Here is a 24,644-nt window from a genome sequence, read left to right as displayed (position 1 = left end):
CCCGACGCCTCACGGGCTCAGGCGCTCCACTCGCCACGCGCCGCTCTCCGTGTCGCGGGCGTACCGCAGGCGGTCGTGGAGGCGGTTGGTCCTGCCCTGCCAGAATTCCACCGTCCGCGGGGACACGCGGAAGCCGCCCCAGTTCGGGGGCGCCGGGACCTGTTCGCCCTCGGGGTAGCGGGCCGCCAAGTCGGCGTAGGAGCGGTCCAGTTCCTCGCGGGAGACGAGCACGGAGGACTGCGCGCTGGCCCACGCGCCGAGCTGGGAGCCGTGCGGGCGGGTGCGGAAGTAGGCGACCGTCTCCTCGCGGCCCACGCGCGTCGCCGTGCCGGTGACGATGACCTGGCGGGCCATGGGGTGCCAGGGGAAGAGCAGCGAGACGTACGGGTTGGCGGACAGCTCGCGGGCCTTGCGGGAGGCGTAGTTGGTGAAGAAGACGAAGCCCCGCTCGTCGAAGGCCTTCAGCAGAACCGTGCGGGAGCTCGGCCTGCCCTCGGCGTCGGCGGTGGAGACGACCATGGCGTTGGGCTCGTGCACGAGGGCGGTCTCGCGCGCCGCCTCCTTGAACCAGAGGGCGAACTGGTCCATGGGGTCGGCCGGCAGCTCGGTCTCGGCGAGCCCATCGGTGACGTACTGCTCGCGCATGCCGGCCGGCTCGGGCGGGGATTCGGGCGAGGAGGCACTGGAGTCGGTCACACCGCCATCCTGCCGTATGCCGTTGGACGGCCGGCGGGCGCGGCGGCCACGGAGAGGTGAACGGAGGGGTGACGTGTGGCACTGAGTGCCGCATCTCATCGCCAAAGGTGGCACCAAGGGATATCGTCCTGCTGCCGAACCGGTTGGGTGACCACCAGCCTCACTGGGCATCACCGGGGTGAACGTTCCGGACCGCGAGTCGAGGAACGCGCCTGCACCTGGGCGCGCCAGACCGTGTAACCGGGCCGTGATCGCCCTTTTGACCGATGGTCATGAGCTGATCGCCTTGCCTCACGCGAACACCATCACGTCGAACCCACCACGAGGAGCCGCCTGATGTCCGACTTCGTACCCGGACTTGAAGGAGTCATCGCGTTCGAGACGGAGATCGCCGAACCGGACAAGGAAGGTGGCGCGCTGCGTTACCGCGGAGTCGACATCGAGGACCTGGTCGGCCACGTCTCCTTCGGAAACGTGTGGGGCCTGCTCGTCGACGGCGCCTTCAACCCCGGTCTGCCGCCCGCCGAGCCGTTCCCGATCCCGGTCCACTCCGGGGACATCCGCGTCGACGTCCAGTCCGCGCTGGCGATGCTCGCCCCCGTGTGGGGCCTGCGCCCGCTCCTGGACATCGACGAGCGGCAGGCCCGCGAGGACCTGGCCCGCGCCGCCGTCATGGCCCTGTCGTACGTGGCCCAGTCGGCCCGCGGCCAGGGCCTCCCGATGGTGCCGCAGCGGGAGATCGACAAGGCCGAGACGGTCGTCGAGCGGTTCATGAAGCGCTGGCGCGGCGAGCCCGACCCCAAGCACGTCAAGGCCGTCGACGCCTACTGGACCTCGGCCGCCGAGCACGGCATGAACGCCTCCACGTTCACCGCCCGCGTCATCGCCTCCACCGGCGCGGACGTGGCGGCGGCGCTCTCCGGGGCCGTCGGCGCCATGTCGGGCCCGCTGCACGGCGGCGCGCCCTCCCGGGTGCTCGGCATGATCGAGGAGATCGAGCGCACCGGGGACGCGGTGGCGTACGTGAAGCGGGCCCTGGACAAGGGTGAGCGCCTGATGGGCTTCGGGCACCGCGTGTACCGGGCCGAGGACCCCCGGGCGCGGGTGCTGCGCCGTACGGCGCGTGAGCTGGGCGCGCCCCGCTTCGAAGTCGCCGAGGCGCTGGAGAAGGCGGCGCTCGACGAGCTGCACGCGCGGCGGCCCGACCGGGTGCTCGCCACGAACGTGGAGTTCTGGGCGGCGATCGTCCTCGACTTCGCGGAGGTGCCGGCGCACATGTTCACGTCGATGTTCACCTGCGCCAGGACCGCCGGATGGTCGGCGCACATCCTTGAGCAGAAGCGGACGGGGCGGCTGGTGCGGCCCTCCGCCAGGTACATCGGGCCCGGCTCGCGCGACCCCCGGGAGATCGAGGGGTACGGGGACATCGCGGGCTGAGGTCCCGTCCCAGGGCCCGCGTTCTCGTGTGCCGGAGGGGCCGGCCCGTGCCCGCCCCTCCGGTGGGGCGTCAGCGCAGCGCCCGTTCCACCAGCGCCGTCCACTGGGCCACCACCCGGGCCCGGCGGGCCCCGTCGTCCGTCAGGAGGTTCGCGAGACCGAGGCCCCGCGCCATGTCCAGCAGGCCCTGGATGGTCTCGCGGACGCCGGGGACCGACTCGTCGGCGCCGAGGAGTTCCACCGCGATGCGGTGCGTCTCGCGGCCCACGCGGGCCTCCAGCTCCGTGACGCGGGCCCCGAGCTGCGGCTCGTCGGAGGCGGCCACCCAGAGGTGGAGCGCCGCGCGGAAGAGCGGACCGGTGTAGAGGTCCACCAGGGCCGCGACGACCGAGGCCCTGTCCTGCGCGGGCAGGGCGCGCAGGGCCGTGGAGCGCTGCTCCGCCACGTACTCGACGGCGGCGGTGAAGAGGTCCTCCCGGGTCGGGAAGTGGTGCTGCGCCGCGCCCCGCGAGACACCGGCCCGCTCGGCGACCACCGAGACCGTGGAGCCCGCCCAGCCGCGCTCGGCGAGGCAGGACACGGCGGCCTCCAGGAGCCGCTGCCGCGTCGCGCGGCTGCGGTCCTGCTTGGGCGAGCGGTCGGCGGCGGTCACAGCACCCATGGGCGCTCCCGTCGTTCGAGGAACGCCGCCATCCCCTCGCGCGCCTCGGCGGAGCCGAAGAGCCGCGCCGACAGGGCGACGACAGCGTCCGATTGGTCGTCGAATGCGTCGAGCACCCTAGCCGTGAGCAGCTTCTTCGTCTCGGCCAGGGCTCCCGGCGCGGCCCGCCGCACCCCGTCGAGCAGCGGTCCGAGCGTGGCGTCGACGTCGGACGCGTACGCGGTGACGAGGCCGATCCGGGCCGCTTCCGGCCCCTCGAAGCGCTCCCCGGTGAGGCAGTAGCGGGACGCGGCGGCCGGGTCGACGCGGGGCAGCAGCGTCAGGGAGATCACGGCGGGGGCGACGCCGATGTGGACCTCCGTGAGCGCGAAGGACGCGCCGGGGCCCGCCACCGCCATGTCGCACGCGCCGAGCAGCCCGATGCCGCCCGCCCGCACATGGCCGTCCACGCGGGCGATCACCGGCTTGGGCAGCTCGACGACCTGCCGCAGGAGCCGTACGAAGTCGTGCGGTGCGGGCGGCGCCTTCAGGTCCGCGCCCGAGCAGAACGCCGGCCCGGTGTGGGCGAGCAGGACCGCGCGGACGGCGGGGTCGCCGCCGAGGTCGCCCAGCGCCTCGCTCAGGGCTCCCACCAGGTCGGCGGAGAGCGCGTTGCGGCGCTCGGGGACGTCCAGGGTGACGGTGACGACGCCTCGTGCCGGCGAGGAGACGACAAGGCTCATCAGGGTTCCTCTCCACGGGGGCGGGAGTCCTCAGTACGACTTGGGCAGGCCCAGCGTCCGGTGGGAGACGTAGTTGAGGATCATCTCGCGGCTGACCGGGGCGATCCGCGCCACCCGGGACGCCACGATCAGCGAGGCGAGGCCGAACTCCTTGGTGAGGCCGTTGCCGCCGAGGGTGTGCACGGCCTGGTCGACGGCCTTCACGCAGGCGTCGGCGGCGGCGAGCTTGGCCATGTTGGCGGCCTCGCCCGCGGCCATGTCGTCGCCGTCGTCGTAGAGGCGGGCGGCCTTCTGCGTCATCAGGCGGGCCAGTTCGATCTCGATGTGGGACTGGGCCAGCGGGTGCGCGATGGCCTGGTGGGCGCCGATGGGCGTCTTCCAGACGGTGCGCTCCCTCGCGTACGCGGTGGCGCGCTCCAGGGCGAACCTCGCCAAGCCGAGGGAGAAAGCGGCCGTCATGATGCGCTCGGGGTTCAGGCCCGCGAAGAGCTGGAGGAGGCCCGCGTCCTCTCCCCCGCTGCCGAACGTGTGGGAGGGGCCCCCGCCGACCAGGGCGTCCGCGGGAAGCCGGACGTCGTCGATGACCAGCTCGAACTGCTTCTCCGCGGCCTGCACTTCCATGGGTATGTGGTGGCGCCGGAAGCCGGGGGCGTCGCGCGGGACGATGAACAGGCACGGCTTGAGGCTGCCGGTCGCGGTGTCCGACGTGCGGCCGACGACGAGTGTGGCGTCGGCGATGTCGACGCCGGAGACGAACACCTTGCGGCCGGTCAGGAGCCAGTCGCCGGAGTCGGGGTCGCGGCGGGCCGTGGTGGTGATGCGGTGGGAGTTGGAGCCCGCGTCGGGTTCGGTGATGCCGAAGGCCATGGTCCGCGAGCCGTCGGCGAGGCCGGGCAGCCAGGCCCGCTTCTGCTCCTCGGTGCCGAACCGGGCGATGACGGTGCCGCAGATCGCGGGCGAGACGACCATCATCAGGAGCGGGCAGCCCGCCGCGCCCAGCTCTTCGAGGACGATGGAGAGTTCGGCGATGCCGCCGCCTCCGCCGCCGTACTCCTCGGGCAGGTTGACGCCGAGGTAGCCGAGCGCGGCGGCGTCCCTCCACAGCTCGTCGGGGTGGCCGCCCTCCTGCGTGAGGCGGGTCATGTAGTCGCGGCCGTACCGCTTGCCGAGGGCCGCGACGGCGGCGCGCAGGGCGCGGTGTTCTTCGGTCTCGAGGACGGTGCTGCGAGCGGCGCTCATACGGACTCTTCCTCCTGGGCGGCGGCCCGGACGACGGCGAGCAGCGCGCCGACCTCGACCTGGCGGCCGGTTTCGGCGTGCAGGGCGGTGAGCGTGCCGGAGGCGGGAGCGGTGATGCGGTGCTCCATCTTCATGGCCTCCAGCCAGATGAGGGGCTGCCCGGCGGTGACCGTCGCGCCCTCGGTGAGCCCGTCGGCGAGGCGGACGACGGTGCCCGGCATCGGGGCGAGCAGCGAGCCCGGTGCGCGGCGCGCGGCGGGTTCGGGGAGCAGGGGCAGCGGGGTGAGGACGGTGTGGCCGAGCGGGGAGGTGACGTACACCCGGCCGGGCGCGTCCCCGTGGCGCGCGATCCCGTACGCCCTGCGGACGCCGTCGGTTTCGAGCACGACCCGGGTGGCGCTCACGTCGAGCACGCGCACCCCGTCGGCGCGTGGCCCGTCGTGGGTGTGGTCGTAGCCCACCTCGTGCTCGGCGCCGTCCGGTTCGGTGCGCCAGCGTTTGAGGTGGGGCTGCGAGCGGAGGTTGCGCCAGCCGCCGAACCGGGAGCGGCCGTGCGCGTCGGCGAGCGAGGCGGCCAGCGCGGCGTGCGGGTCGGCCGCGGGCTCCGCCAGCTCCCCGGCGTGGCGGTCGTAGAAGCCGGTGTCCATGCGCGCGCCGGTGAACTCCGGGTGCCGCAGGGACCGTACGAGCAGGTCGCGGTTGGTGAGGGGGCCGTGCAGCACGGCCCGCTCCAGGGCGCCCGCGAGACGGCGTACGGCCTGGTCGCGGGTGGGCGCGTGGGCGACGGCCTTGGCGAGCATCGGGTCGTAGTGCACGCCGATCGTGTCGCCGTCCGCGTACCCGGTGTCGAGGCGGACGCCCGGCACGTCGACGCGGTGCAGGGTGCCGGTCTGCGGGGCCCAGTCCGCCGCCGGGTCCTCGGCGTAGAGGCGGGCCTCGACGGCGTGGCCGCGCGCGGGCGGGGGTTCGGCGGCGAGGGCGACGCCTTCGGCGACCTGGATCTGGAGCGCGACGAGGTCGACGCCGAACACGGCCTCGGTGACGGGGTGCTCCACCTGGAGGCGGGTGTTCATCTCCAGGAAGTGCGCGCGGCCCTCCGCGACGAGGAACTCCACCGTGCCCGCACCCCGGTAGCCGGTCACGCGCGCCGCCCGTACGGCCCGTTCGTGCAGTTCGGCGACGAGGCCGGGGGCGAGCCCCGGCGCGGGCGACTCCTCGACGACCTTCTGGTGCCTGCGCTGGAGCGAGCAGTCGCGGGTGCCGAGCGCCCACACCGTGCCGTGCGCGTCGGCCATGATCTGCACTTCCACGTGGCGTCCGCCCTCGATGAACGGCTCGACGAACACCTCGCCGTCCCCGAACGCGCTGGCCGCCTCCGCGCGGGCCGCCGTCAGCTCCGCCGCCAGGTCGGCCAGATCACGGACGACGCGCATGCCGCGCCCGCCGCCGCCGGCCGCCGCCTTCACCAGGACCGGCAGGTCGGCCTCGGTGACCTCGGTGAGCGGTTCGACGCCGAGGAGTTGTTTGGCGCGGGTCTTCGAGGCCATCGCCTCGATCGCGTCGGGCGGCGGGCCGATCCAGGTCAGGCCCGCGTCGAGGACCGCGCGGGCGAAGCCGGCGTTCTCGGAGAGGAAGCCGTAGCCGGGGTGGACGGCGTCGGCGCCCGCGGCCTGCGCCGCCTTCACCACCAGGTCGCCGCGCAGATACGTCTCGGCGGGCGCCGCACCCGGCAGCCGTACCGCCGAGTCGGCCTCGCGGACGTGCAGGGCGTCCGCGTCGGCGTCGGAGTACACGGCGACCGTGGCGATGCCGAGGTCACGGCAGGTGCGGAAGACGCGGCAGGCGATCTCGCCGCGGTTGGCCACGAGGACGGAACCGATCATCGTCACTGCCTCACATCCGGAAGACGCCGAAGCCGCCGCGCGCGCCCTCGAAGGGGGCGGTGTGGATCGCGGACAGGCACAGACCGAGCACGGTGCGGGTGTCCCGCGGGTCGATGACCCCGTCGTCGTAGAGACGCCCGGAGAGGAACATCGGCAGCGACTCGGCCTCGATCTGCCGCTCCACCATCTCCCGCAGCGCGGCGTCGGCCTCGTCGTCGTAGGGCTGCCCCTTCGCCGCCGCCGACTGCCGGGCGACGATGGACAGGACGCCCGCGAGCTGCTGGGGGCCCATGACCGCCGACTTGGCGCTCGGCCAGGCGAAGAGGAAGCGGGGGTCGTAGGCGCGCCCGCACATGCCGTAGTGCCCGGCGCCGTAGGAGGCGCCCATGAGGACGGACAGGTGCGGGACCTTCGAGTTGGAGACGGCGTTGATCATCATGGCGCCGTGTTTGATGATGCCGCCCTGCTCGTACTCCTTGCCGACCATGTAGCCGGTGGTGTTGTGCAGGAAGAGCAGCGGGATGTCGCGCTGGTTGGCGAGCTGGATGAACTGGGCGGCCTTCTGCGACTCCTCGCTGAACAGCACGCCCTGCGCGTTGGCGAGGATGCCGAGGGGGTAGCCGTGCAGCTCCGCCCAGCCGGTGACGAGACTCGTGCCGTACAGCGGCTTGAACTCGTCGAAGTCGGAGCCGTCCACGATCCGGGCGACGACCTCGCGCGGGTCGAAGGGCTTCTTCAGGTCGTCGGGCACGATGCCGAGCAGTTCGTCCTCGTCGTACTTCGGCGGTCGTACGGTGAGCGGGTCCGGGTCGGCGTACGCCTTGCGCCAGTTGAGGCGGGCGACGACCCGGCGGGTCCGGCGCAGCGCGTCGTGCTCGTCCTCCGCCAGGTGGTCGGCGAGGCCGGAGGTGCGGGCGTGCATCTCGGCGCCGCCGAGCGACTCGTCGTCGCTCTCCTCGCCGGTCGCCATCCTCACCAGCGGCGGCCCGCCGAGGAAGACCTTGGCGCGCTCCTTCACCATGATCACGTGGTCGCTCATGCCGGGCACGTAGGCGCCGCCCGCCGTGGAGTTGCCGAAGACGACGGCGATGGTGGGGACGCCGGCCGCCGACGACCGCGTGAGGTGCTTGAAGAGGGCGCCGCCCGGGATGAAGATCTCCTTCTGGGAGGGGAGGTCCGCGCCTCCCGACTCCACCAGGTGGATCGACGGCAGCCGGTTGGCGTGCCCGATCTCGTGGGCGCGGAACGCCTTCTTCAGCGTCCAGGGGTTGGAGGCGCCGCCCCTGACCGTCGGGTCGTTGGCGGTGATCAGGCACTCGACGCCCTCGACGACGCCGATGCCGGTGACCATGGACGCGCCCACGGGGCAGTCGCTGCCCCAGGCGGCCAGCGGCGACAGTTCCAGGAACGGTGTGTCGGGGTCCAGGAGCAGTTCGATGCGCTCGCGCGCCAGGAGCTTGCCGCGCTTCCGGTGGCGCTGGACGTACTTCTCGCCGCCGCCCTGCAGTGCCTTGGCCTGTTCGGCGCCGAGTACGGCCAGCTTCTCCAGCATGGCCGCGCGGTGCTCGGCGTACTCGGCGTCCGCCGGGTCGAGCGCGGAGGCGATGACGGTCATGCCCGCACCTCCGGCGCGCCGGGCGCGGGCGGGTTCTCGCGGCCCCTCGGGCTCACAGCAGTACCTCCGGTATGTCCAGGTGGCGGGCGCGCAGCCACTCGCCGAGGCCCTTGGCCTGCGGGTCGAAGCGGGCGCGGGACGCGACGCCCTCGCCGAGCAGCCCCTCGACGACGAAGTTCAGGGCGCGCAGGTTCGGCAGGACGTGGCGGGTGACCGGCAGGGGGGCCGCTTCCGGGAGCAGTTCGCGCAGGCGGTCCGCGGTCATCTCATGGGCGAGCCACCGCCAGGCCTCGTCGCTCCGCACCCAGACGCCGATGTTCGCGTCACCGCCCTTGTCACCGCTGCGGGCGCCGGCGACACGGGCGAGGGGGACGCGGCGGGTCGGCCCCGGGGGCAGGGGTTCGGGGAGCAGGGGCCGGGGTCCGGGCGGCAGGGGCTCGGGCGGTGGCGGGTCTGTCGGGTCTGTCGGGTCTGTCGGGTCCTGGGGTACGAGGGTGTCGGCGGCGGTGGCCACGGGGATCCGCCGTCCGTCGGGCAGCACCGCCACGTGCTCGACGGTGTCCCGGTCCACGTACGCCGCTTCGAAGACTCCGTAGGGGGCGCCCTTGCCGGGCGGGGCCGTCACGTGGAAGCCCGGATAGCTGCCGAGGGCCAGTTCGACCGCGGCGCCGCTCAGGGCCCGGCCCACGGCGTCCGCGTCGGCGTCGCGCACCACCAGGCGCAGCAGGGCGCTCGCGGTCTCCTGGGTCGCCGCGTCGGCGCGGTCGGTGCGGACCAGCTCCCAGCGGATCTCACGGGGGCGGGACCCCGCGCGGTCCAGGGCGTCCTCGAACTGGGCGCGGACCAGCGCGGCCTTGGCCCCGGTGTCCGGGCCCGTGAGGACGAAGACGACCTCGTTGCGGAAGCCGCCGAGCCGGTTGAGGCCGACCTTGAGGGTGGGCGGCGGCGCCTCGCCGCGCACGCCGGAGATCCGCACCCGGTCGGGGCCCTCCCGCGTGAGGACGGCCGTGTCGAGCCGGGCGGTGACGTCGGGGCCCGCGTACCGTGCGCCGGCCGTCTCGTAGAGGAGCTGCGCGGTGACCGTGCCGACGTCGACGAAGCCGCCGGCGCCGGGGTGTTTGGTGATGACCGCCGAGCCGTCCTCGTGGATCTCGGCGAGCGGGAAGCCGGGGCGGAGCAGGGAGGCCGGGTCGTGCTCGGCGAAGAACGCGTAGTTGCCGCCGGTGGCCTGCGTCCCGCACTCCAGGACGTGCCCGGCGACGACCGCGCCCGCGAGGCGGTCGTACGCGTCGGGGCCCCAGCCGAAGTGCGCGGCGGCCGGTCCCGTGACCAGGGCGGCGTCGGTCACCCGCCCCGTCACGACCACGTCCGCCCCGGCCGTGAGGCAGGCCGCGATGCCGGCGCCGCCGAGGTAGGCGTGGGCGGTGAGGGCGCCGGGGAAGCGGCCGCCGAGGTCGTCGCCCTCGACGTGCGCGACCCTGGCGGGGACGCCGAGCCGCCCCGCGAGGTCCCTGACGGCGTCCGCGAGCCCGGCGGGGTTCAGGCCGCCCGCGTTGGCGACGATCCGCACCCCGCGCTCGTGGGCGGCGCCGAGGCACTCCTCCAGTTGCCGCAGGAACGTCTTGGCGTAACCGCGGGCGGGGTCCTTCAGGCGGTCGCGGCCGAGGATGAGCATGGTCAGCTCGGCGAGGTAGTCCCCGGTCAGGACGTCCAGGTCGCCGCCGGCCAGCATCTCCCGCATGGCGTCGAAGCGGTCGCCGTAGAAGCCGGAGGCGTTGCCGATCCGCAGGGGCGGCCGGGTCATCGCGTGCCGCCGCCCCGCGCGGCCCGCCCCTCCCCCGGCGGTCCCGCGAACGCCTGGGCGATGTCGAGCCACCGCTCCGCGTCGGCGCCCTCGGCGCGCACCGTCAGGTCGGCGCGGTGGGCGCGCCGGGTCACCAGGAGGCAGAAGTCGAGCGCGGGGCCGCTCACGCGCTGGGCCGCGTCCTCGGGCCCGTACGTCCACGGCTCTCCGGTCACCGGCGAGGTCAGCTCGACGCGGAACTCCTCCGCGGGCGGGGTCAGCCCCCGTACCGCGTAGGCGAAGTCGCGCGCCCTGACGCCGATCCGCGCCACGTGCCGCAGCCGGTCCGTCGGGGCACGCCGCACGCCGAGCGCGTCCGCCACGTCCTGGCCGTGCGCCCAGGTCTCCATGAGCCGCGCGGTCGCCATGCTGGGCACGGCCATGGGCGGCCCGTACCAGGGCAGCCGGGTGCCGTGGGGGACCTCGCGCAGGGCCTGGCCGAGTGCTTCCCGGCCGGTGCGCCAGCGGTCGAGCAGTTCGGCGGGCGGCAGTCCCGCGCCCTTCTCGGCGCCCTCGTCCACGAACGAGTCCGGCGCCGCCTTCGCCGCCTCGGTGGCGAAGGCCCCCGGGTCCGTGGCGGCGAGCAGGGCCACGCGGTCGGTCCAGGCGAGGTGGGCGATCTGGTGGGCGATCGTCCAGCCGGGCGCGGGCGTCACCAGCGCCCAGCGCTCCTCGCTCAGCCCCGCCACCAGGCGGTCGAGCTCCTCGCTCTCCGCACGCAGATCGTCGAGCACGGGCAGGGCATCGGACACGGAACGCTCCCCTCGGGGCACGGCGGTGTGCCAGGGAGCATGGCAGCGGGGCCAGAAACAAGCAAGCGTGCTTGCATAAATTTCCGGGGGGGGCGGGCGCAGGGGGTTACCGCCGACAGGCCCGGCGCGGGCAGCGGGGCCGGGGACGGCGGGCGGGTCGGCGGGGGTGCCGGTACCGGTACGGGCGGGCGGGCCGGGCGCGGACAGCGCCACCGACACCAGCAGACAGACCCGGCGAGGACAGCGCCACCGGAACCAGCAGGCGGGCCCGGCGAGGACAGCGCCACCGGAACCAGCAGGCGGGCCCGGCGCGGGCGGGCGGGCCCGGGACCGGCGGGCGGGCCGGGCGCGGACAGCGCCACCGACACCAGCAGACAGACCCGGCGAGGACAGCGCCACCGGAACCAGCAGGCGGGCCCGGCGCGGGCGGGCGGGCCCGGGACCGGCGGGCGGGCCGGGCGCGGACAGCGCCACCGGCACCAGCAGACAGGCCAGGCGCGGACAGGGCCACCGACGCCGACAGACGGGCGGCGCGGCTATCGGTATGGCGGCGGGACCGGCACCGCTGTCGGCACCGGCCCCGCTGTCAGCCCAGGCCCGGCCGCCGGCCCCGTTGTCGCCCCTGGCCCGGCCACCGGCCCAAGCCCGCCATCAGCCAGGCCCGGCGGCCGACCCAAGCCCCGCCGTCGCTCCGGCTCGGCCACCGGCCCGAGCTCCGCCATCAGCCCCGCCCCGGCCACCGGCCCAAGTCCCGCCGTCAGCCAGGCCCGGTGCCGGCCCCCGAGCCGCTATCGCCCCGCGCCCCGCTTCGCTTCCTCGCGTGCCCGGGTGCGGCCTCGTCCCACCTGGGTGCGCACCGCGCCCATGCTCGCCGCGATGACCAGGGCGATCGCCAGGGCCTCCGCGGCGGTGAGCGCCTGGCTGAGGACGAGGAAGCCGGCGATCGAGGCGAGGGCCGGCTCCAGGCTCATCAGGACCGCGAAGGTGTGCGCGGGCAGGCGGCGCAGGGCCAACAGTTCGAGGGTGTAGGGGAGCACCGACGACATCACGGCCACGACCGCGCCGAGCGCCAGCGTGCCGGGCTGCACGAGCCGCGACCCCGACTCGATGAGGCCCAGCGGCAGGAACAGCACGGCGGCGACGACCATCGCCAGGGCGAGCCCGTCGGCCTGCGGGAACCGCCGGCCGGTGCGCGCGCTGAAGACGATGTACGCCGCCCACATCGCGCCCGCGCCGAGCGCGTAGGCGACGCCCGCCGGGTCGAGGCCGTTGAAACCGCCCCCGCCCCCCAGCAGGAACACGCCGCACAGCGCGAGCCCCGCCCAGACCAGGTTGACCGCACGGCGCGAGGCGATGACGGAGAGGGCGAGCGGGCCGAGGACCTCAAGGGTGACGGCGGGGCCCATGGGGATGCGGGCCACCGACTGGTAGAACAGGCCGTTCATCCCTGCCATGGCCACCCCGAAGGCCACGACCGTGCCCCAGTCGGCGCGCGAGTGTCCGCGCAGCTTCGGCCGGCACACGACGAGCAGCACGAGCGCGGCGAAGGCGAGGCGCAGCGTCACGATGCCGAGTGCCCCGGCACGCGGCATCACGCTGACGGCGACCGCGCCGCCGAACTGCACGGAGATGCCGCCCGCGAGGACGAGCCCGACGGGGGCGAGGCGGGCCCGGAGTCCGCCGCCCGACGCCCCGGGGGCCTCCGTGGCCCCCGATGTCGCCGCGGCTCCCGCGACCTCCGGCTGCTGCGCCACGACGGGGGCCGCCGCCGGTGCCGCCTGGTCGCTGCGCGAGATGTCCACCGCTGAGCCTTCCTGCTGCGTGTCGGGCGCGTCCGGGAGCCCGTGACCGCCAGTCCACCACCGTGTACCGCTCGGTCCAGGCTATTGGACTACGTCAGGATTGTGGAGCGGTTTTGCCGCTGTACGCAACCCGCGTCCACATGTCGAAGGTACGACCGCGCGCGACGGGCGGGAAATGCCGGACACGCTCTGGTTATGCGCGCCCGGCATGACACGGGGTCACGCCTTTCCCAGCGCCTCGGCGAGGACTTCCGCCAGGTGCCGTCCGCGCACCCCGGCGAGCTGGTCGAGCTGCGTGCGGCAGGAGAACCCGTCGGCGAGGACCACCGCCTCGCCCCGCCCCTCCCGCCGGGCCTCCCGCACCGCCGGCAGCAGCTGCTCCTCCGCGCAGGCCACGGAGACCTCGTGGTGTCCGCGCTCGAACCCGAAGTTCCCCGCGAGCCCGCAGCAGCCGCCGGTCAGCTCGCCCGTCAGGCCCGCCTTGGCCCGCAGCCGCCGCTCCGCCGCGTCGCCGAGCACCGCGTGCTGGTGGCAGTGCGTCTGGCCGGTCACCGGCCGGTCCACGCGGGGCGGCTGCCACGCGGGGGCCAGTTCCTCGACGGCCTGGGCGAAGGTGCGGACGGCGGCGGCGAGGCGGTGCGCGCGCGGGTCGTCGCCGAGCAGCTCGGTCAGGTCCGACCTGAGCGCCGCGGCGCAGCTCGGCTCCAGGACGACCACCGGCACCCCCGCGTCGACCAGCGGGGCCATCCGCTCCAGCGTGCCCCGCAGCACCGCGCGCGCCCGGTCGAGCTGCCCCGTCGAGACATACGTCAGCCCGCAGCACACTCCCGGCGGCGGCAGCTCGACGGCGATCCCCGCGGCCTCCATGACCCGCACGGCGGCCTCGCCGACCTCGGGCGAGAGGTGGTCGGTGAAGGTGTCGGGCCACAGCACGGCGCGCGGCCCCGCGGTCGTCCCCGCCCGGTGGCGCGTGCGCCACCACCGCCGGAACGTGCGCGGGGCCACCTCCGGCACCGCCCGCCGCGCGTCGATCCCCCCGAGCCGCTTCCCGAGCGCCGCCAGCGGACGCGCCCGCGCGAGGGCGTTGACCAGCGGAGCGGTGCGGGTCACCGCGACGGCCCGCAGCCAGCGCGGCAGCCACCCCATGGAGTAGTGGGCGGCGGGCCTGCGCCGCCCCGCGTAGTGGTGGTGCAGGAACTCCGCCTTGTACGTGGCCATGTCGACGCCCACCGGGCAGTCCGAGCGGCAGCCCTTGCAGGACAGGCAGAGGTCGAGGGCGTCCCTGACCTCCGTCGAGCGCCAGCCGTCCGTCACCACCTCGCCCGCCAGCATCTCGTGCAGCAGATGGGCGCGGCCCCGCGTGGAGTGCTCCTCCTCGCCCGTCACGCGGAAGGAGGGGCACATGACGTCCGTGGGCGAGCCCGGCGCCGCCGTACGGCACTTCGCGACGCCCACGCACCGCCGGACCGCCGCCGAGAAGTCGCCGCCGTCGTGGGGGTAGCCGAAGGCGACGTCGACCGGTTCGCGCGGCAGCGGCGCGAACCGCAGGTCGGCGTCGAGGGGCGCGGGCCGCACCAGCATCCCGGGGTTGAGCAGCCCCGCCGGGTCCCAGAGGTCCTTGACGCGCTCGAAGACGCCGACGAGTTCACGCCCGTACATCTTCGGCAGCAGTTCCGCGCGGGCCTGTCCGTCGCCGTGTTCGCCGGAGAGGGAGCCGCCGTGCGCGACGACCAGGTCCGCCACCTCCTCGGAGAAGCGGCGGAAGCGGGCCACGCCGTCGCGGCTGATCAGGTCGAAGTCCACGCGTACGTGGACGCAGCCGTCCCCGAAGTGGCCGTAGGGCGTGCCGCGCAGGCCGTGATCGGCGAGGAGCGCGCGGAAGTCCCGCAGGTAGGGGGCGAGCCGGGCGGGCGGCACCGCGCAGTCCTCCCAGCCGGGCCAGGCCTCTCCCCCGGGCGATCCGTCGGCCTCGTCCGGCATCCGCGTGGCCGTGCCGCTGGCGTCCTCACGCACGCGCCACAGGGCCCGCTGGCGCGCCGGGTCGTCGACCACCACGGCGTCCAGCGCGTCGGCCGCCCGCACGAGGTCCCCCGCACGCGCGCGTGCCTCGGCCGGGCTCGCGCCGCCCGTCTCCACGAACAGCCAGGCGCCGCCCCTGGGCAGTCCTTCCGCGCCGCGCACGAGGTCGGCCGCCATGCCCTCGACGGTCAGCGGCCCGTACGGCAGGAGCCCCGGCGCCGCCTCGGCCGCCGCGCTCTCGTCGGCGTACCCGAGGACGGCGAGGGCGCGGGCGCGGGGCGCGTCGACGAGACGCACGGTCGCCTCGGTGAGGACGCCGAGGGTGCCCTCCGAGCCGCAGAACGCGCGCGCCAGGTCGGGGCCGCGCTCCGGGAGCAGGGCGTCGAGCGCGTACCCGGAGATGCGGCGCGGCAGGTCGGGGTAGCCGGTGCGCAGCAGCTCCAGGCGGCTCTCGACGAGCGCCCGCAGGCCTTCGGGGGCTCCTCGCCAGTCCTGGCCGAGGCGGTGGGTGCCACCCCTGCCGTCGATGACGGACAGTTCGTGGACGTTGTCGGCGGTGGTGCCGTAGGCCACCGAGTGGGAGCCGCAGGAGTTGTTGCCCACCATGCCGCCGAGTGTGCAGCGGTTGTGCGTCGAGGGGTCGGGGCCGAAGGTGAGGCCGTGCGGCGCGGCGGCGGCGCGCAGGTCGTCGAGGACGACTCCCGGCTGCACCACGGCCGTTCGGGCCTCCGGGTCGAGCGCCGTGATCCGCCGCAGGTGCCGGGTGAAGTCGAGGACGACGCCGGCGCCGGTCGCCTGCCCGGCGATGGAGGTGCCCGCGCCGCGCGCCACCACCGGCACGTGCCGCTCGCGGCAGACCGCGAGCGCCGCCGCCACGTCGTCGGCGTCGCGCGGGGCCACCACGGCCGCCGGGACGCGGCGGTAGTTGGAGGCGTCCATGGTGTGCAGCGCCCGGGCGGTGACGGAGAGGTCCACGTCACCGCGTACGGCCGCGCGCAGGTCGCGTCCGAGGCCTTGGAGCTCGCCGCCCGGCTCGCTCCCGCGCTTGCTCATACGGTCGCTCATGAGGCCAGGATGCCCCGCCGGCACCCCCTGGCGGACACCCCGCCGGTGCCGTTATGTCATGATCCGGAAGGGATCATTCCCACTTCGGTCGGCAACTCTCCTATAGTGGCCAGAACTTGAGCCGACCTTGAGAAACACCGGATCGCGTTCGAGCAAAGTGTGTCGCTTCCGATCGAGGACCCCGATTGATGACCGCGCCAACCCCCCTAGCGCGCCCCGGGACGAATGGGGCATCCCCAGGTCCAGCGCAGTCGGGAGCCCGGGCAAGTGTCCCCTTGCGCCCGTCCGCCCTCGTCCTGCTGATCTGCGCCCTGGTCACCGCGGCGCTCACCGCGACCGCCGTCGCCCTGGCCCCCTCCTCCGCACGCGCCCCCCTCGCCTGGGGAGCGGGCGCCGCCGCGCTCGCCCTCAGCGTCGCCGTGGCCGCCGCCTTCCACGGCGCGCGGACCTCCGCCCTGCTGCGGCGTCAGCTCGTCGCCGCTCACCAGGAGATGGACCGGCTCGCCCACGAACAAGCGCGACACGCGGCGGAATTCGGCCACGAGCACACGCGCCTCACCGAGCGCCACGCCCGTGAGGTCGCCGCGCTGACCGCGGAGCACGTACGGGAGCGCAACGCGCTCACCCTGCGCGTCCGCGCCGCCGAGTCCGAGCGCGCCGCCGCCCTCGCCGCCTCCGCCAACGCCGCGGGCCGCATGCAGGCCCTGGCCACCGGCATGCTCGCCGACCTCCGCGAGATGGAGGGCAGGCACGCCGACGAGGACGTCCTCACCGACCTGCTGCACCTGGACCACAGGACCGCGCAGGCGGGCCGCATCGCCGACTCCGTGGCCGTCCTCACCGGCGCCCGCTCCGGCCGCCGCTGGGCCCGCCCCATCGTCATGGAGTCGATCCTGCGGGGCGCGATGGGCCGTATCGGCGGCTACCAGCGCGTACGCGTCCACTCCGCCAGCGAGCTCGCCGTCGCGGGCCACGCCGCCGAGGGCGTCATGCACGCCCTGGCCGAGATCCTCGACAACGCCGCCAACTTCTCGCCGCCCACCTCCGAGGTGCACGTCTACATCGAGGAGGTCGCGGCCGGCGTCATCGTCTCCGTCGAGGACAGCGGCCTCGTCATGGGCCCGGTGCAGCAGCGCCGCGCCGAACAGGCCGTGTCCGGCGGGACGAAGGGCCTCAGCGGGCTCTCCGGGACGCGGCTCGGCCTCGCGGTGGTGGGCAGGCTGGCCCGCAAGCACGGCCTGACGGTGTCCTTCCGGCCGTCCGCGCGCGGCGGCACGGGGGTGCTCGTGCTGATACCCCAGGAGCTGCTCACCCGTCCCTCGCAGGCGGCTCCGGGTCCGGCGGCGACGCCCGCGGCGGCTCCCCCGCGCTCGGCCACCGCGCTGCCGGCGGCCCCGGCGGTCTCAGCGGCTCCGGCGGCCGGCGCGGGGCAGTCGGCCGACGCCGCTCAAGCCGCCCCGGCCCAGGCGGGCGGCCCCAGCGCCCCCCGTAGCCCCAGCGGCCCCTCGAACCCCTCGGCCCCCTCGGCCGCCTCCTCCGAGGACACCGCCATCCTCACCCCCGTGGGACGCGAGCCCCTGCCGGTCCACGAGTCCGCCGCCCCGCCGGCCGCCGGGCGTCCCGCCGAGGCGCCGCTGCCCAAGCGGCCCCGCGGCCGCACCCTCGCCGCCGCCGAGCGGGCCCGCGCGGACGGTGACACCGGCGAGACCCCGCGCCCGCGCACGGCGGACGCCGCCACCACCGCGGCCCGCTTCAGCAGCTTCCGCCAGGCCGTCCGCGCCACGCCACCGTCCAGTGACACGGATGCTCCCGCACCCTCCCCGCACCCGGAAGGCGACTCCCCCCGATGACCACCGGCACCACCCCCGGCACCACCACCGACGCCAAGCTCACCTGGCTCCTGCAAGGCCTCCTGGAGCGCACCCCCGGCGCCCGGCACGCGCTCGTCCTGTCCAGGGACGGCCTGAAGCTGTGCCGCACCCCGGAACTCTCCGTCGACCAGGCCGACCAGCTCGCCGCCATCGCCGCGGGCATCCAGTCCCTCTCGCACGGCGCCTCGGCCGAGTTCGGGGACGGCAGCGGCGGCGTACGGTCGGCGATGACGGAGTTCTACGGCGGCATCCTCTTCATCGTCGAGGCCGGTGAGGGCGCACACCTCGCCGTGATCGCCGCCGAGGACGCCGACGCCGGACTCGTCGGGCACACCATGAGCGAGCTGGTCGAGCAGCTCGGCGAGCACCTGCGCGCCGCGCCCCGCGCCGACGACGGCCCCCGCGCCACGCCCGCCTCATGAGCCGCCCCGGCCGGGACGACTCCCCCGACCGGCTCTACACCCTCACGCAGGGCCGCAGCCGGTCGGCGCCCGACGCCCCTTTCGACCTGGTGACCCTCGTCGTCGCCGAGTCGGGACCCACCCCCGGCATGCAGTCCGAGCTCGCCGCCATCCTGCGGATGTGCGAACTGCCCACGGCGGTGGTGGAGATCGCCGCCGAGCTGAGGCTCCCCGTGAGCATCACGCGCATCCTGCTCTCCGACCTGCTCGACGCGGGCCGGATCAGCGCCCGCCATCCGCGGGCGGCAGCCGGTCACAGCCTTCCCGACCCCGACATCCTGGAGCAGGTGCTCGTTGGACTCCGCAATCTCTGACGCAACCGCCGAACGACGCGACGCGGCCCTGTCCGCGACCGCCGACAACGGTCTGAAGATCGTCGTGGTGGGCGGTTTCGGCGTGGGCAAGACGACCCTGGTCCGGTCCGTGAGCGAGATCCGTCCCCTCAACACCGAGGAGACGATGACGCAGGCGGGGCGCGGCATCGACGAGACGGGCGGCCTCGACGGGCTGCGCGCCAAGACGTCCACGACGGTCGCCTTCGACTTCGGCCGCATCACCCTCGACGCGCACAACGTCCTCTACCTCTTCGGCGCCCCGGGCCAGGAGCGCTTCTGGTTCCTCTGGGACCGGCTGTTCTCCGGGACGCTCGGCGCCGTCGTCCTCGTGGACCCGCGGCGCATCGAGGACTCCTGGTACGCGATCGACCGCCTGGAGCACCACGGGACGCCGTTCATCGTGGCCCGCAACGACTTCGGCGGCTCCGCGCACACCGCCGCGCAACTGCGCGAGGCGCTCGACCTGGACCCCGGGGTGCCGCTCGTCGACTGCGACGCGCGCTCCCGCGAGTCCAGCAAGAACGTGCTGATCGCCCTCGTCGAACACCTCAAGACGCTGTACGCCGCACAGGAGACCGCCAAGTGACCTGTCCCGTAACCGGCGCCGCCCCCGGCCCCGTGCCGCTGTCGGGCCCGCGCTTCACCATCGAGCCCGCCCGGCTCTACCGGGAACTGCGGCGCGACCACGGCCCGGTGGCGCCCGTCCTGCTCGACGGCGACGTGCCCGCCTGGCTGGTGCTCGGCTACCGCGAGCTGCACCAGGTCACCGGCGACCCGGTCCTGTACAGCCGGGACTCCGAGCTGTGGAACCAGTGGCCGAACATCCCCGCCGACTGGCCGCTGTTGCCCATGATCGGCCACAAGCAGCCGTCGATCCTCTACACCGTCGGCGAGCGGCACACCGAGCGCGCCGCGATGATCGCGCACGCCCTGGAGTCGGTCGACCCGTTCGAACTGAAGGCGCACGCCGAGAGGTTCGCCGACGAGCTGATCGACGGCTTCTGCGGCCAGGGCTCGACGGACATCATCGCCGAGTACGCGATGCTGCTCCCGGTCCGGGTCCTCGCCACGATCTACGGCTTCCCCGACGAGGAGGGCCCCGCCCTCGTCACCGCGCTGAACGACATGATCAACGGGCGCGAGGGGGCCCTTGAGGGCGCCCGGCACCTGGCCGAGTCGATGGCGCGGCTCCTCGCCGACAAGCACGCGCGGCCCGGCCCCGACGTCGCCTCGGCCATGCTGGCCGACACGTCGGGGTTCACCGACACGGAGATCGCGGAAGACCTGATGGTGATGATGGCCGCGGGCCATCAGCCCACGGCGGACTGGATCGGCAACTCCCTGCGGCTGATGCTCACCGACGACCGCTTCGCCGCCTCGCTCTTCGGCGGCCGCCACAGCGTCGCCGAGGCGATGAACGAGGTCCTGTGGGAGGACACCCCGACGCAGAACGTCGCGGGCCGCTGGGCCTCGCGCGACACCCGGCTCGGCGGGCGCCACATCAACGCCGGTGACCTGGTGCTCCTCGGCCTCGCCGCCGCCAACGCCGACCCGCAGGTGCGCACCGACGGCTCCGTCCTGACCGGCGGCAACAGCGCCCACTTCTCCTTCGGCCACGGCGAGCACCGCTGCCCCTTCCCGGCCCAGGAGGTCGCCGAGGTCATCGCGCGGACCGGCATCGAGGTGCTGATCGACCGGCTGCCGGACCTCGACCTCGCCGTGCCCGCCGCGGAGCTGTCCCGCCGCCCCTCCCCGTGGCTGAGCGGCCTGACCGACCTTCCGGTGACCTTCACGCCGACCCCGACCGCAGCCCTTGGAGAGCCCAGATGACGCGCATCGCCCTGGACCCGTTCGTCACCGACCTGGACGGCGAGAGCGCCCGGCTGCTCGCCGCGGGCCCGCTCGCGGAGGCGGAGCTGCCCGGCGGTGTGCCGGTGTGGGCGGTCACGCACCACGCGGAGGCCCGCCGGCTCCTCACCGACAAGCGCCTGGTGAAGGACATCAACGCCTGGGGCGCCTGGCAGCGCGGCGAGATACCCGCCGACTGGCCGCTGATCGGCCTCGCCAACCCGGGCCGCTCGATGCTGACCGTGGACGGCGAGGAGCACCGCAGGATGCGTTCGCTCGTCGCGCAGGCGTTGACGCCGCGCCGGGTGGAGCGAATGCGCGAGCGCGTCACGGAGCTCACGGACGGCCTCCTCGACCAGGTCGCGGCAGCGGGCGCCGACGGCGTGGTCGACCTGAAGGCGGTGTTCGCCTATCCGCTGCCCATGTACGTGATCAGCGAACTGATGGGCATCGACGAGGCGGACCACCCGCGGCTGAAGGTCCTCTTCGACAAGTTCTTCTCCACCCAGACGCCGCCGGAGGAGGTCGTGGCCACGCTCGGCGAACTCGCCGAGATGATGGGCAGGGTCGTCGCGGCCCGCCGCGAGCAGCCGGGCGACGACCTGACGAGCGCGCTGATCCAGGCCTCGGAGAACGGCGACCACCTCACCGACGCGGAGATCCTCTCCACCCTCCAGCTGATGGTCGCGGCGGGCCACGAGACGACGATCTCCCTGATCGTCAACGCCGTGGTGAACCTCAGCACCCACCCCGAGCAACTGGACCTGGTCCGCGAGGGCAAGGCCGGCTGGGACGCGGTCGTGGAGGAGACCCTGCGCTACTCGACGCCGACGTCGCACGTCCTGATCCGCTTCGCCGCGGAGGACGTCCCCGTCGGCGACAAGGTGATCCCTCGGGGGGACGCGCTGATCGTCTCCTACGGCGCCATCGGCCGCGACGAGGCGGCCCACGGCCCGACGGCGGCGGCCTTCGACATCACCCGCGCCTCGGCCAACCGCCACATCTCCTTCGGCCACGGCCCGCACGTCTGCCCCGGAGCGGCCCTCTCGCGCCTGGAGGCGGGGGTGGCCCTGCCGGCCCTGTACGCCCGCTTCCCCGACCTGACCCTGGCGGTCGGGCCCGAGGAACTCCGCAACAAGCCGGTGGTGACCCAGAACGACCTGTACGAGCTGCCGGTACGGCTGTGGAACAGCCCCTCCGGCGCTTGAGGAGCGGGATCCGGGGCCAAGCCCCGAGGCGGTCACACGGCTCGGGGTGCGGATCTCACCCGGCGGACACCAGAGGAACGCCGCGCCCTGAGCCGCTAGGCTCACCCCGTGGCTGAGATCCAGATTCCCGCTGACATGAAGCCCGCCGACGGCCGTTTCGGCTCGGGCCCCTCCAAGGTGCGCACCGAGGCGCTGGACGCCCTCGCAGCGACCGGAACCTCCCTGCTCGGTACGTCCCACCGCCAGGCCCCGGTCAAGAACCTGGTCGGCCGCGTGGTCGAGGGCGTCAAGGACCTCTTCTCCCTCCCCGAGGGGTACGAGGTGGTCATGGGCAACGGAGGCTCCACCGCGTTCTGGGACGTGGCGACGCACGGCCTGATCGACGACAAGTCGCAGCACCTGAGCTTCGGCGAGTTCTCCTCGAAGTTCGCGAAGGCGGCCAAGCTCGCCCCGTGGCTGGCCGAGCCGACCGTCATCTCCAGCGAGCCGGGCACGCACCCCGAGCCGAGCGCGGAGGCGGGCGTCGACGTCTACGCCTTCACGCAGAACGAGACCTCCACCGGTGTCGCGGCCCCCGTCAAGCGCGTCGCGGGCGCCGACGCCGGTTCGCTCGTCCTGGTGGACGCCACGTCCGCCGCGGGCGGCCTGCCGGTCGACATCACCGAGACCGACGTCTACTACTTCGCCCCGCAGAAGTCCTTCGCGTCCGACGGCGGCCTGTGGATCGCCGTCTTCTCCCCTGCCGCGATCGAGCGGGCCGAGCGCATCCACGCCTCGGGCCGGCACGTGCCGGAGTTCTTCTCGCTGCCGACGGCGATCGACAACTCCCGCAAGAACCAGACGTACAACACCCCGGCGCTCGCCACGTACTTCCTGCTCGCCGAGCAGCTGGACTGGATGAACTCCCAGGGCGGCCTGGAGTTCACCACCGGCCGCACGGCGGCGTCCGCGCGGGCGCTGTACGGCTGGGCGGACGACTCGAAGTACGCGACGCCGTTCGTCACCGACCCGGCGAAGCGCTCGCACGTGGTCGGCACGATCGACTTCGCGGACGAGGTCGACGCCTCCGCGGTCGCCAAGGTGCTGCGCGCCAACGGCATCGTGGACACCGAGCCGTACCGCAAGCTGGGCCGCAACCAGCTGCGCATCGCGATGTACCCGGCCGTCGACCCGGCGGACGTCGAGGCGCTCACGAAGTGCGTCGACCACGTGATCGAGAAGCTCTGACACCACGCTTGCCGACCGGTTCCCGTCCGCGGGCCGGACGTGGCCGGTCGTGCGGAGACCCCGCGCCCCTGATGGGGCGCGGGGTCTCCGTGTCTCAGCGGCTCAGCGCCTTGAACCTCCGTACCGCCAGCGGCAGGAAGACCAGCGAGATCGCCAGCGGCCACACCACCGCCATCAGCACGGCGTGCTGCTCCACCCATGTGCCGCCGCCCGCGCCCGGGTTGCCGAAGAGTTCGCGCGCGGCCGTGCCCGTCGACGAGACCGGGTTCCACGCGGCGACCGGGGCCAGCCAGTCCGGCATCAGGGACGGCGCCACGAAGACGCTGGAGATCATCGTGAGCGGGAAGGCGACCGCGTAGAGCCCGCCCGCGGCCTCGGGCGTCGGCACGACGAGGCCGAGGTAGACGCCCACCCAGATCAGGCTGAACCGCAGGAGCAGCAGCAGCGCGAAGGCGAGGGCGGTGTCGAGGAGTCCGCCGCTGGAGCGCCAGCCGATGGCCAGCGCGGTCGCCGCGAGGATGGTCAGTTCCGCGCAGGCCACGACGAGGTCGGCGACCCCGCGCCCCGAGGCGACGGCCGACGGCGCCATGGGCATGGAGCGGAAGCGGTCGATCACGCCCTTGGAGGCGTCGGTGACCACGGCCATGGCGGTGTTCATGAAGCCGAAGGCCATGGTCATCACGAACATGCCGGGCATCAGGAACTGCTTGTAGTCGCCGTCGTCGCCGCCCCCGGGCACCTTCATCGCCTCGCCGAAGACGAACCCGTACAGGAGGACGGAGATGATCGGGAAGCCCAGTTGCCAGGCGATGGTGACAGGCTGGCGCAGGAAGTGGGTGAGGTAGCGGCGGGTGACGTTCCCGCTGTCGGCGAGGGCCCAGAAGAGGCGTCCGTGCGGGCGCTCGCGCGAGGGGTCGACGGTGAGGGCGACGCTCATGCCGCGACCTCCTTCTCGTCCGGCACGGCGGTGGTCCCGGGGGCCGCGGCGGTCCCGGAGGTCTGGCCGGTCAGCCGCAGGAACACGTCGTCCAGGCTCGGCCTGCGCAGGCCGATGTCCTCGACGGCGACGCCCTCGTCCTGGAGGGTGCGCGCCATGTCGGTGAGGGCGCGGACCCGGTCGGTGACGGCGGCCTGCACGCGGCGCTCCACGTCGACGACGAGCGGTTCGCCCGCGCAGACCCGGCGGACGGCGCGGACGGCCGCGGGCAGGTCGGCGGTTTCGCGTACGACGACGTCGAGGTGGCTGCCGCCGACGGTGTTCTTCAGCCCGTCGGGGGTGTCGTCGGCGATGGCCCGGCCCCGGTCGATGACGGTGACGCGGGAGGCGAGCCGGTCGGCCTCCTCCAGGTACTGGGTGGTCAGCAGCACGGTCGTCCCGCGGGCGACGAGGTCCCGCACGGTGTCCCAGACCTCCAGGCGGCTGCGGGGGTCGAGGCCGGTGGTCGGCTCGTCGAGGAAGAGCACGCCGGGGGCGAGGATCATCGAGGCGGCGAGGTCGAGGCGGCGCCGCATGCCGCCGCTGTACTGGCCCGCGCCCTTCTCCGCCGCGTCCTCCAGGTGGAACTGTTCGAGGAGTTCTCGGGCCCGGAGCGCGGCCCTGCGGGCGCCCAGGTGGAAGAGGCGGCCGAACATCTCCAGGTTCTGCCGACCGGTGAGGATCTCGTCGACCGCCGCGTACTGCCCGGTCAGGCCGATGCGGGCGCGCACCAGGGCGGGTTCGCGCACCACGTCGGCGCCGGCCACCTCGGCGTGGCCGCTGTCGAGCCGTACGAGGGTGGAGAGAATCCGCACGGCGGTGGTCTTGCCCGCGCCGTTGGGTCCGAGGAGTCCGTGCACCGTGCCCTGTTCGACGCGCAGGTCGAAGCCGTCCAGCGCGTCTTTGTCGCCGTAGCGCTTGCGCAGCCCTTCGGCCCGTACCGCGAAGCCGTCGCCGTTCATCGCCCGCCCTCCAGATCGCCCC

General features: G+C 74.3%; 20 protein-coding genes. 8 read left to right on the top strand and 12 right to left on the bottom strand.

Features of this window, described 5'->3' with window-relative positions; genetic code table 11:
- Positions 1-9: 9 nt before the first annotated feature.
- A complete protein-coding gene (gene pdxH, locus DCW30_RS22755) occupies positions 10-645 on the bottom strand; it encodes a pyridoxamine 5'-phosphate oxidase (RefSeq protein WP_076689173.1) in 636 nt (211 codons plus the stop codon).
- Between the two features lie 387 nt (positions 646-1,032).
- Between pdxH and DCW30_RS22750 the strand changes: the two genes are divergently transcribed.
- Positions 1,033-2,133: a citrate synthase 2 gene (locus DCW30_RS22750; protein ID WP_076685589.1), complete on the top strand. Its 1,101-nt coding sequence runs from the start codon at positions 1,033-1,035 to the stop codon at positions 2,131-2,133.
- Positions 2,134-2,203: 70 nt separating this feature from the next.
- Here DCW30_RS22750 and DCW30_RS22745 read toward each other — a convergent pair whose 3' ends face one another.
- The 9 genes from DCW30_RS22745 to DCW30_RS22705 form a co-directional block, all read right to left on the bottom strand.
- Entirely contained in the window at positions 2,204-2,794 is a 591-nt protein-coding gene (locus DCW30_RS22745) for a TetR/AcrR family transcriptional regulator (protein ID WP_076685588.1), read from the bottom strand.
- The gene (locus DCW30_RS22740) at positions 2,782-3,516 is read right to left on the bottom strand and encodes an enoyl-CoA hydratase family protein (RefSeq protein ID WP_076685587.1); all 735 of its coding nucleotides are present in this window, start codon (positions 3,514-3,516) and stop codon (positions 2,782-2,784) included. Before DCW30_RS22740 ends, DCW30_RS22745 begins: the two co-directional genes overlap by 13 nt.
- 30 nt (positions 3,517-3,546) lie before the next feature.
- Positions 3,547-4,755: an acyl-CoA dehydrogenase family protein gene (locus tag DCW30_RS22735; protein ID WP_076685586.1), complete on the bottom strand. Its 1,209-nt coding sequence runs from the start codon at positions 4,753-4,755 to the stop codon at positions 3,547-3,549.
- Positions 4,752-6,638: an acetyl/propionyl/methylcrotonyl-CoA carboxylase subunit alpha gene (locus tag DCW30_RS22730; protein ID WP_076689171.1), complete on the bottom strand. Its 1,887-nt coding sequence runs from the start codon at positions 6,636-6,638 to the stop codon at positions 4,752-4,754. Before DCW30_RS22730 ends, DCW30_RS22735 begins: the two co-directional genes overlap by 4 nt.
- A 10-nt stretch (positions 6,639-6,648) precedes the next feature.
- Entirely contained in the window at positions 6,649-8,253 is a 1,605-nt protein-coding gene (locus DCW30_RS22725) for an acyl-CoA carboxylase subunit beta (RefSeq protein WP_076685585.1), read from the bottom strand.
- A 52-nt stretch (positions 8,254-8,305) separates the two neighbouring features.
- Positions 8,306-10,057: an acyclic terpene utilization AtuA family protein gene (locus DCW30_RS22720; protein ID WP_076685584.1), complete on the bottom strand. Its 1,752-nt coding sequence runs from the start codon at positions 10,055-10,057 to the stop codon at positions 8,306-8,308.
- Positions 10,054-10,848, bottom strand: a complete 795-nt coding sequence (locus DCW30_RS22715; protein WP_076685583.1) for a TIGR03084 family metal-binding protein — start codon at positions 10,846-10,848, stop codon at positions 10,054-10,056. The genes DCW30_RS22720 and DCW30_RS22715 overlap by 4 nt, the downstream gene beginning before the upstream one ends.
- Before the next feature lie 788 nt (positions 10,849-11,636).
- The gene (locus DCW30_RS22710; protein WP_076689169.1) at positions 11,637-12,602 is read right to left on the bottom strand and encodes an EamA family transporter; all 966 of its coding nucleotides are present in this window, start codon (positions 12,600-12,602) and stop codon (positions 11,637-11,639) included.
- A 267-nt stretch (positions 12,603-12,869) separates the two neighbouring features.
- Positions 12,870-15,722 carry an FAD-binding and (Fe-S)-binding domain-containing protein gene (locus tag DCW30_RS22705; RefSeq protein WP_076685582.1) on the bottom strand — a complete coding sequence of 951 codons (2,853 nt, stop codon included), beginning with the start codon at positions 15,720-15,722 and terminating at the stop codon, positions 12,870-12,872.
- A gap of 200 nt (positions 15,723-15,922) precedes the next feature.
- On the opposite strand from DCW30_RS22705, the gene DCW30_RS22700 reads away from it, so the two are divergent.
- From DCW30_RS22700 to serC, 7 genes are all read left to right on the top strand, one after another.
- A complete protein-coding gene (locus DCW30_RS22700) occupies positions 15,923-17,584 on the top strand; it encodes a sensor histidine kinase (RefSeq protein ID WP_076685581.1) in 1,662 nt (553 codons plus the stop codon).
- Positions 17,581-18,027 carry a roadblock/LC7 domain-containing protein gene (locus DCW30_RS22695; RefSeq protein ID WP_062776424.1) on the top strand — a complete coding sequence of 149 codons (447 nt, stop codon included), beginning with the start codon at positions 17,581-17,583 and terminating at the stop codon, positions 18,025-18,027. The genes DCW30_RS22700 and DCW30_RS22695 overlap by 4 nt, the downstream gene beginning before the upstream one ends.
- The gene (locus DCW30_RS22690; RefSeq protein ID WP_062776426.1) at positions 18,024-18,380 is read left to right on the top strand and encodes a DUF742 domain-containing protein; all 357 of its coding nucleotides are present in this window, start codon (positions 18,024-18,026) and stop codon (positions 18,378-18,380) included. The genes DCW30_RS22695 and DCW30_RS22690 overlap by 4 nt, the downstream gene beginning before the upstream one ends.
- A complete protein-coding gene (locus DCW30_RS22685; protein ID WP_062776428.1) occupies positions 18,361-18,987 on the top strand; it encodes a GTP-binding protein in 627 nt (208 codons plus the stop codon). The genes DCW30_RS22690 and DCW30_RS22685 overlap by 20 nt, the downstream gene beginning before the upstream one ends.
- The gene (locus DCW30_RS22680; protein WP_076685580.1) at positions 18,984-20,231 is read left to right on the top strand and encodes a cytochrome P450; all 1,248 of its coding nucleotides are present in this window, start codon (positions 18,984-18,986) and stop codon (positions 20,229-20,231) included. Before DCW30_RS22685 ends, DCW30_RS22680 begins: the two co-directional genes overlap by 4 nt.
- Positions 20,228-21,457, top strand: a complete 1,230-nt coding sequence (locus DCW30_RS22675) for a cytochrome P450 family protein (protein ID WP_076685579.1) — start codon at positions 20,228-20,230, stop codon at positions 21,455-21,457. The genes DCW30_RS22680 and DCW30_RS22675 overlap by 4 nt, the downstream gene beginning before the upstream one ends.
- A gap of 108 nt (positions 21,458-21,565) precedes the next feature.
- A complete protein-coding gene (gene serC / locus DCW30_RS22670) occupies positions 21,566-22,684 on the top strand; it encodes a phosphoserine transaminase (RefSeq protein ID WP_062776434.1) in 1,119 nt (372 codons plus the stop codon).
- A gap of 94 nt (positions 22,685-22,778) precedes the next feature.
- On the opposite strand, the gene DCW30_RS22665 is transcribed toward serC, so the two are convergent.
- Positions 22,779-23,621 carry an ABC transporter permease gene (locus DCW30_RS22665; RefSeq protein WP_076685578.1) on the bottom strand — a complete coding sequence of 281 codons (843 nt, stop codon included), beginning with the start codon at positions 23,619-23,621 and terminating at the stop codon, positions 22,779-22,781.
- Entirely contained in the window at positions 23,618-24,622 is a 1,005-nt protein-coding gene (locus DCW30_RS22660) for an ATP-binding cassette domain-containing protein (RefSeq protein WP_076685577.1), read from the bottom strand. The genes DCW30_RS22665 and DCW30_RS22660 overlap by 4 nt, the downstream gene beginning before the upstream one ends.
- Positions 24,623-24,644 lie beyond the last annotated feature (22 nt).

Origin of the sequence: Streptomyces alfalfae, assembly GCF_004127445.1 — a bacterium.
GTDB classification, from domain to species: Bacteria; Actinomycetota; Actinomycetes; order Streptomycetales; family Streptomycetaceae; genus Streptomyces; species Streptomyces alfalfae.
The sequence above is the reverse complement of the archived record's forward strand: the minus strand, read 5'-3'. Positions and strand labels throughout refer to the sequence as shown.

What these genes read in the sequence shown, in the direction of transcription:
- pdxH (WP_076689173.1), bottom strand. Translation starts at nt 645, where the DNA reads ATGCGCGAGCAGTACGTCACCGATGGGCTCGCCGAGACCGAGCTGCCG.
- DCW30_RS22750 (WP_076685589.1), top strand. Translation starts at nt 1,033, where the DNA reads ATGTCCGACTTCGTACCCGGACTTGAAGGAGTCATCGCGTTCGAGACG.
- DCW30_RS22745 (WP_076685588.1), bottom strand. Translation starts at nt 2,794, where the DNA reads ATGGGTGCTGTGACCGCCGCCGACCGCTCGCCCAAGCAGGACCGCAGC.
- DCW30_RS22740 (WP_076685587.1), bottom strand. Translation starts at nt 3,516, where the DNA reads ATGAGCCTTGTCGTCTCCTCGCCGGCACGAGGCGTCGTCACCGTCACC.
- DCW30_RS22735 (WP_076685586.1), bottom strand. Translation starts at nt 4,755, where the DNA reads ATGAGCGCCGCTCGCAGCACCGTCCTCGAGACCGAAGAACACCGCGCC.
- DCW30_RS22730 (WP_076689171.1), bottom strand. Translation starts at nt 6,638, where the DNA reads ATGATCGGTTCCGTCCTCGTGGCCAACCGCGGCGAGATCGCCTGCCGC.
- DCW30_RS22725 (WP_076685585.1), bottom strand. Translation starts at nt 8,253, where the DNA reads ATGACCGTCATCGCCTCCGCGCTCGACCCGGCGGACGCCGAGTACGCC.
- DCW30_RS22720 (WP_076685584.1), bottom strand. Translation starts at nt 10,057, where the DNA reads ATGACCCGGCCGCCCCTGCGGATCGGCAACGCCTCCGGCTTCTACGGC.
- DCW30_RS22705 (WP_076685582.1), bottom strand. Translation starts at nt 15,722, where the DNA reads ATGAGCAAGCGCGGGAGCGAGCCGGGCGGCGAGCTCCAAGGCCTCGGA.
- DCW30_RS22700 (WP_076685581.1), top strand. Translation starts at nt 15,923, where the DNA reads ATGACCGCGCCAACCCCCCTAGCGCGCCCCGGGACGAATGGGGCATCC.
- DCW30_RS22695 (WP_062776424.1), top strand. Translation starts at nt 17,581, where the DNA reads ATGACCACCGGCACCACCCCCGGCACCACCACCGACGCCAAGCTCACC.
- DCW30_RS22690 (WP_062776426.1), top strand. Translation starts at nt 18,024, where the DNA reads ATGAGCCGCCCCGGCCGGGACGACTCCCCCGACCGGCTCTACACCCTC.
- DCW30_RS22675 (WP_076685579.1), top strand. Translation starts at nt 20,228, where the DNA reads ATGACGCGCATCGCCCTGGACCCGTTCGTCACCGACCTGGACGGCGAG.
- DCW30_RS22665 (WP_076685578.1), bottom strand. Translation starts at nt 23,621, where the DNA reads ATGAGCGTCGCCCTCACCGTCGACCCCTCGCGCGAGCGCCCGCACGGA.
- DCW30_RS22660 (WP_076685577.1), bottom strand. Translation starts at nt 24,622, where the DNA reads ATGAACGGCGACGGCTTCGCGGTACGGGCCGAAGGGCTGCGCAAGCGC.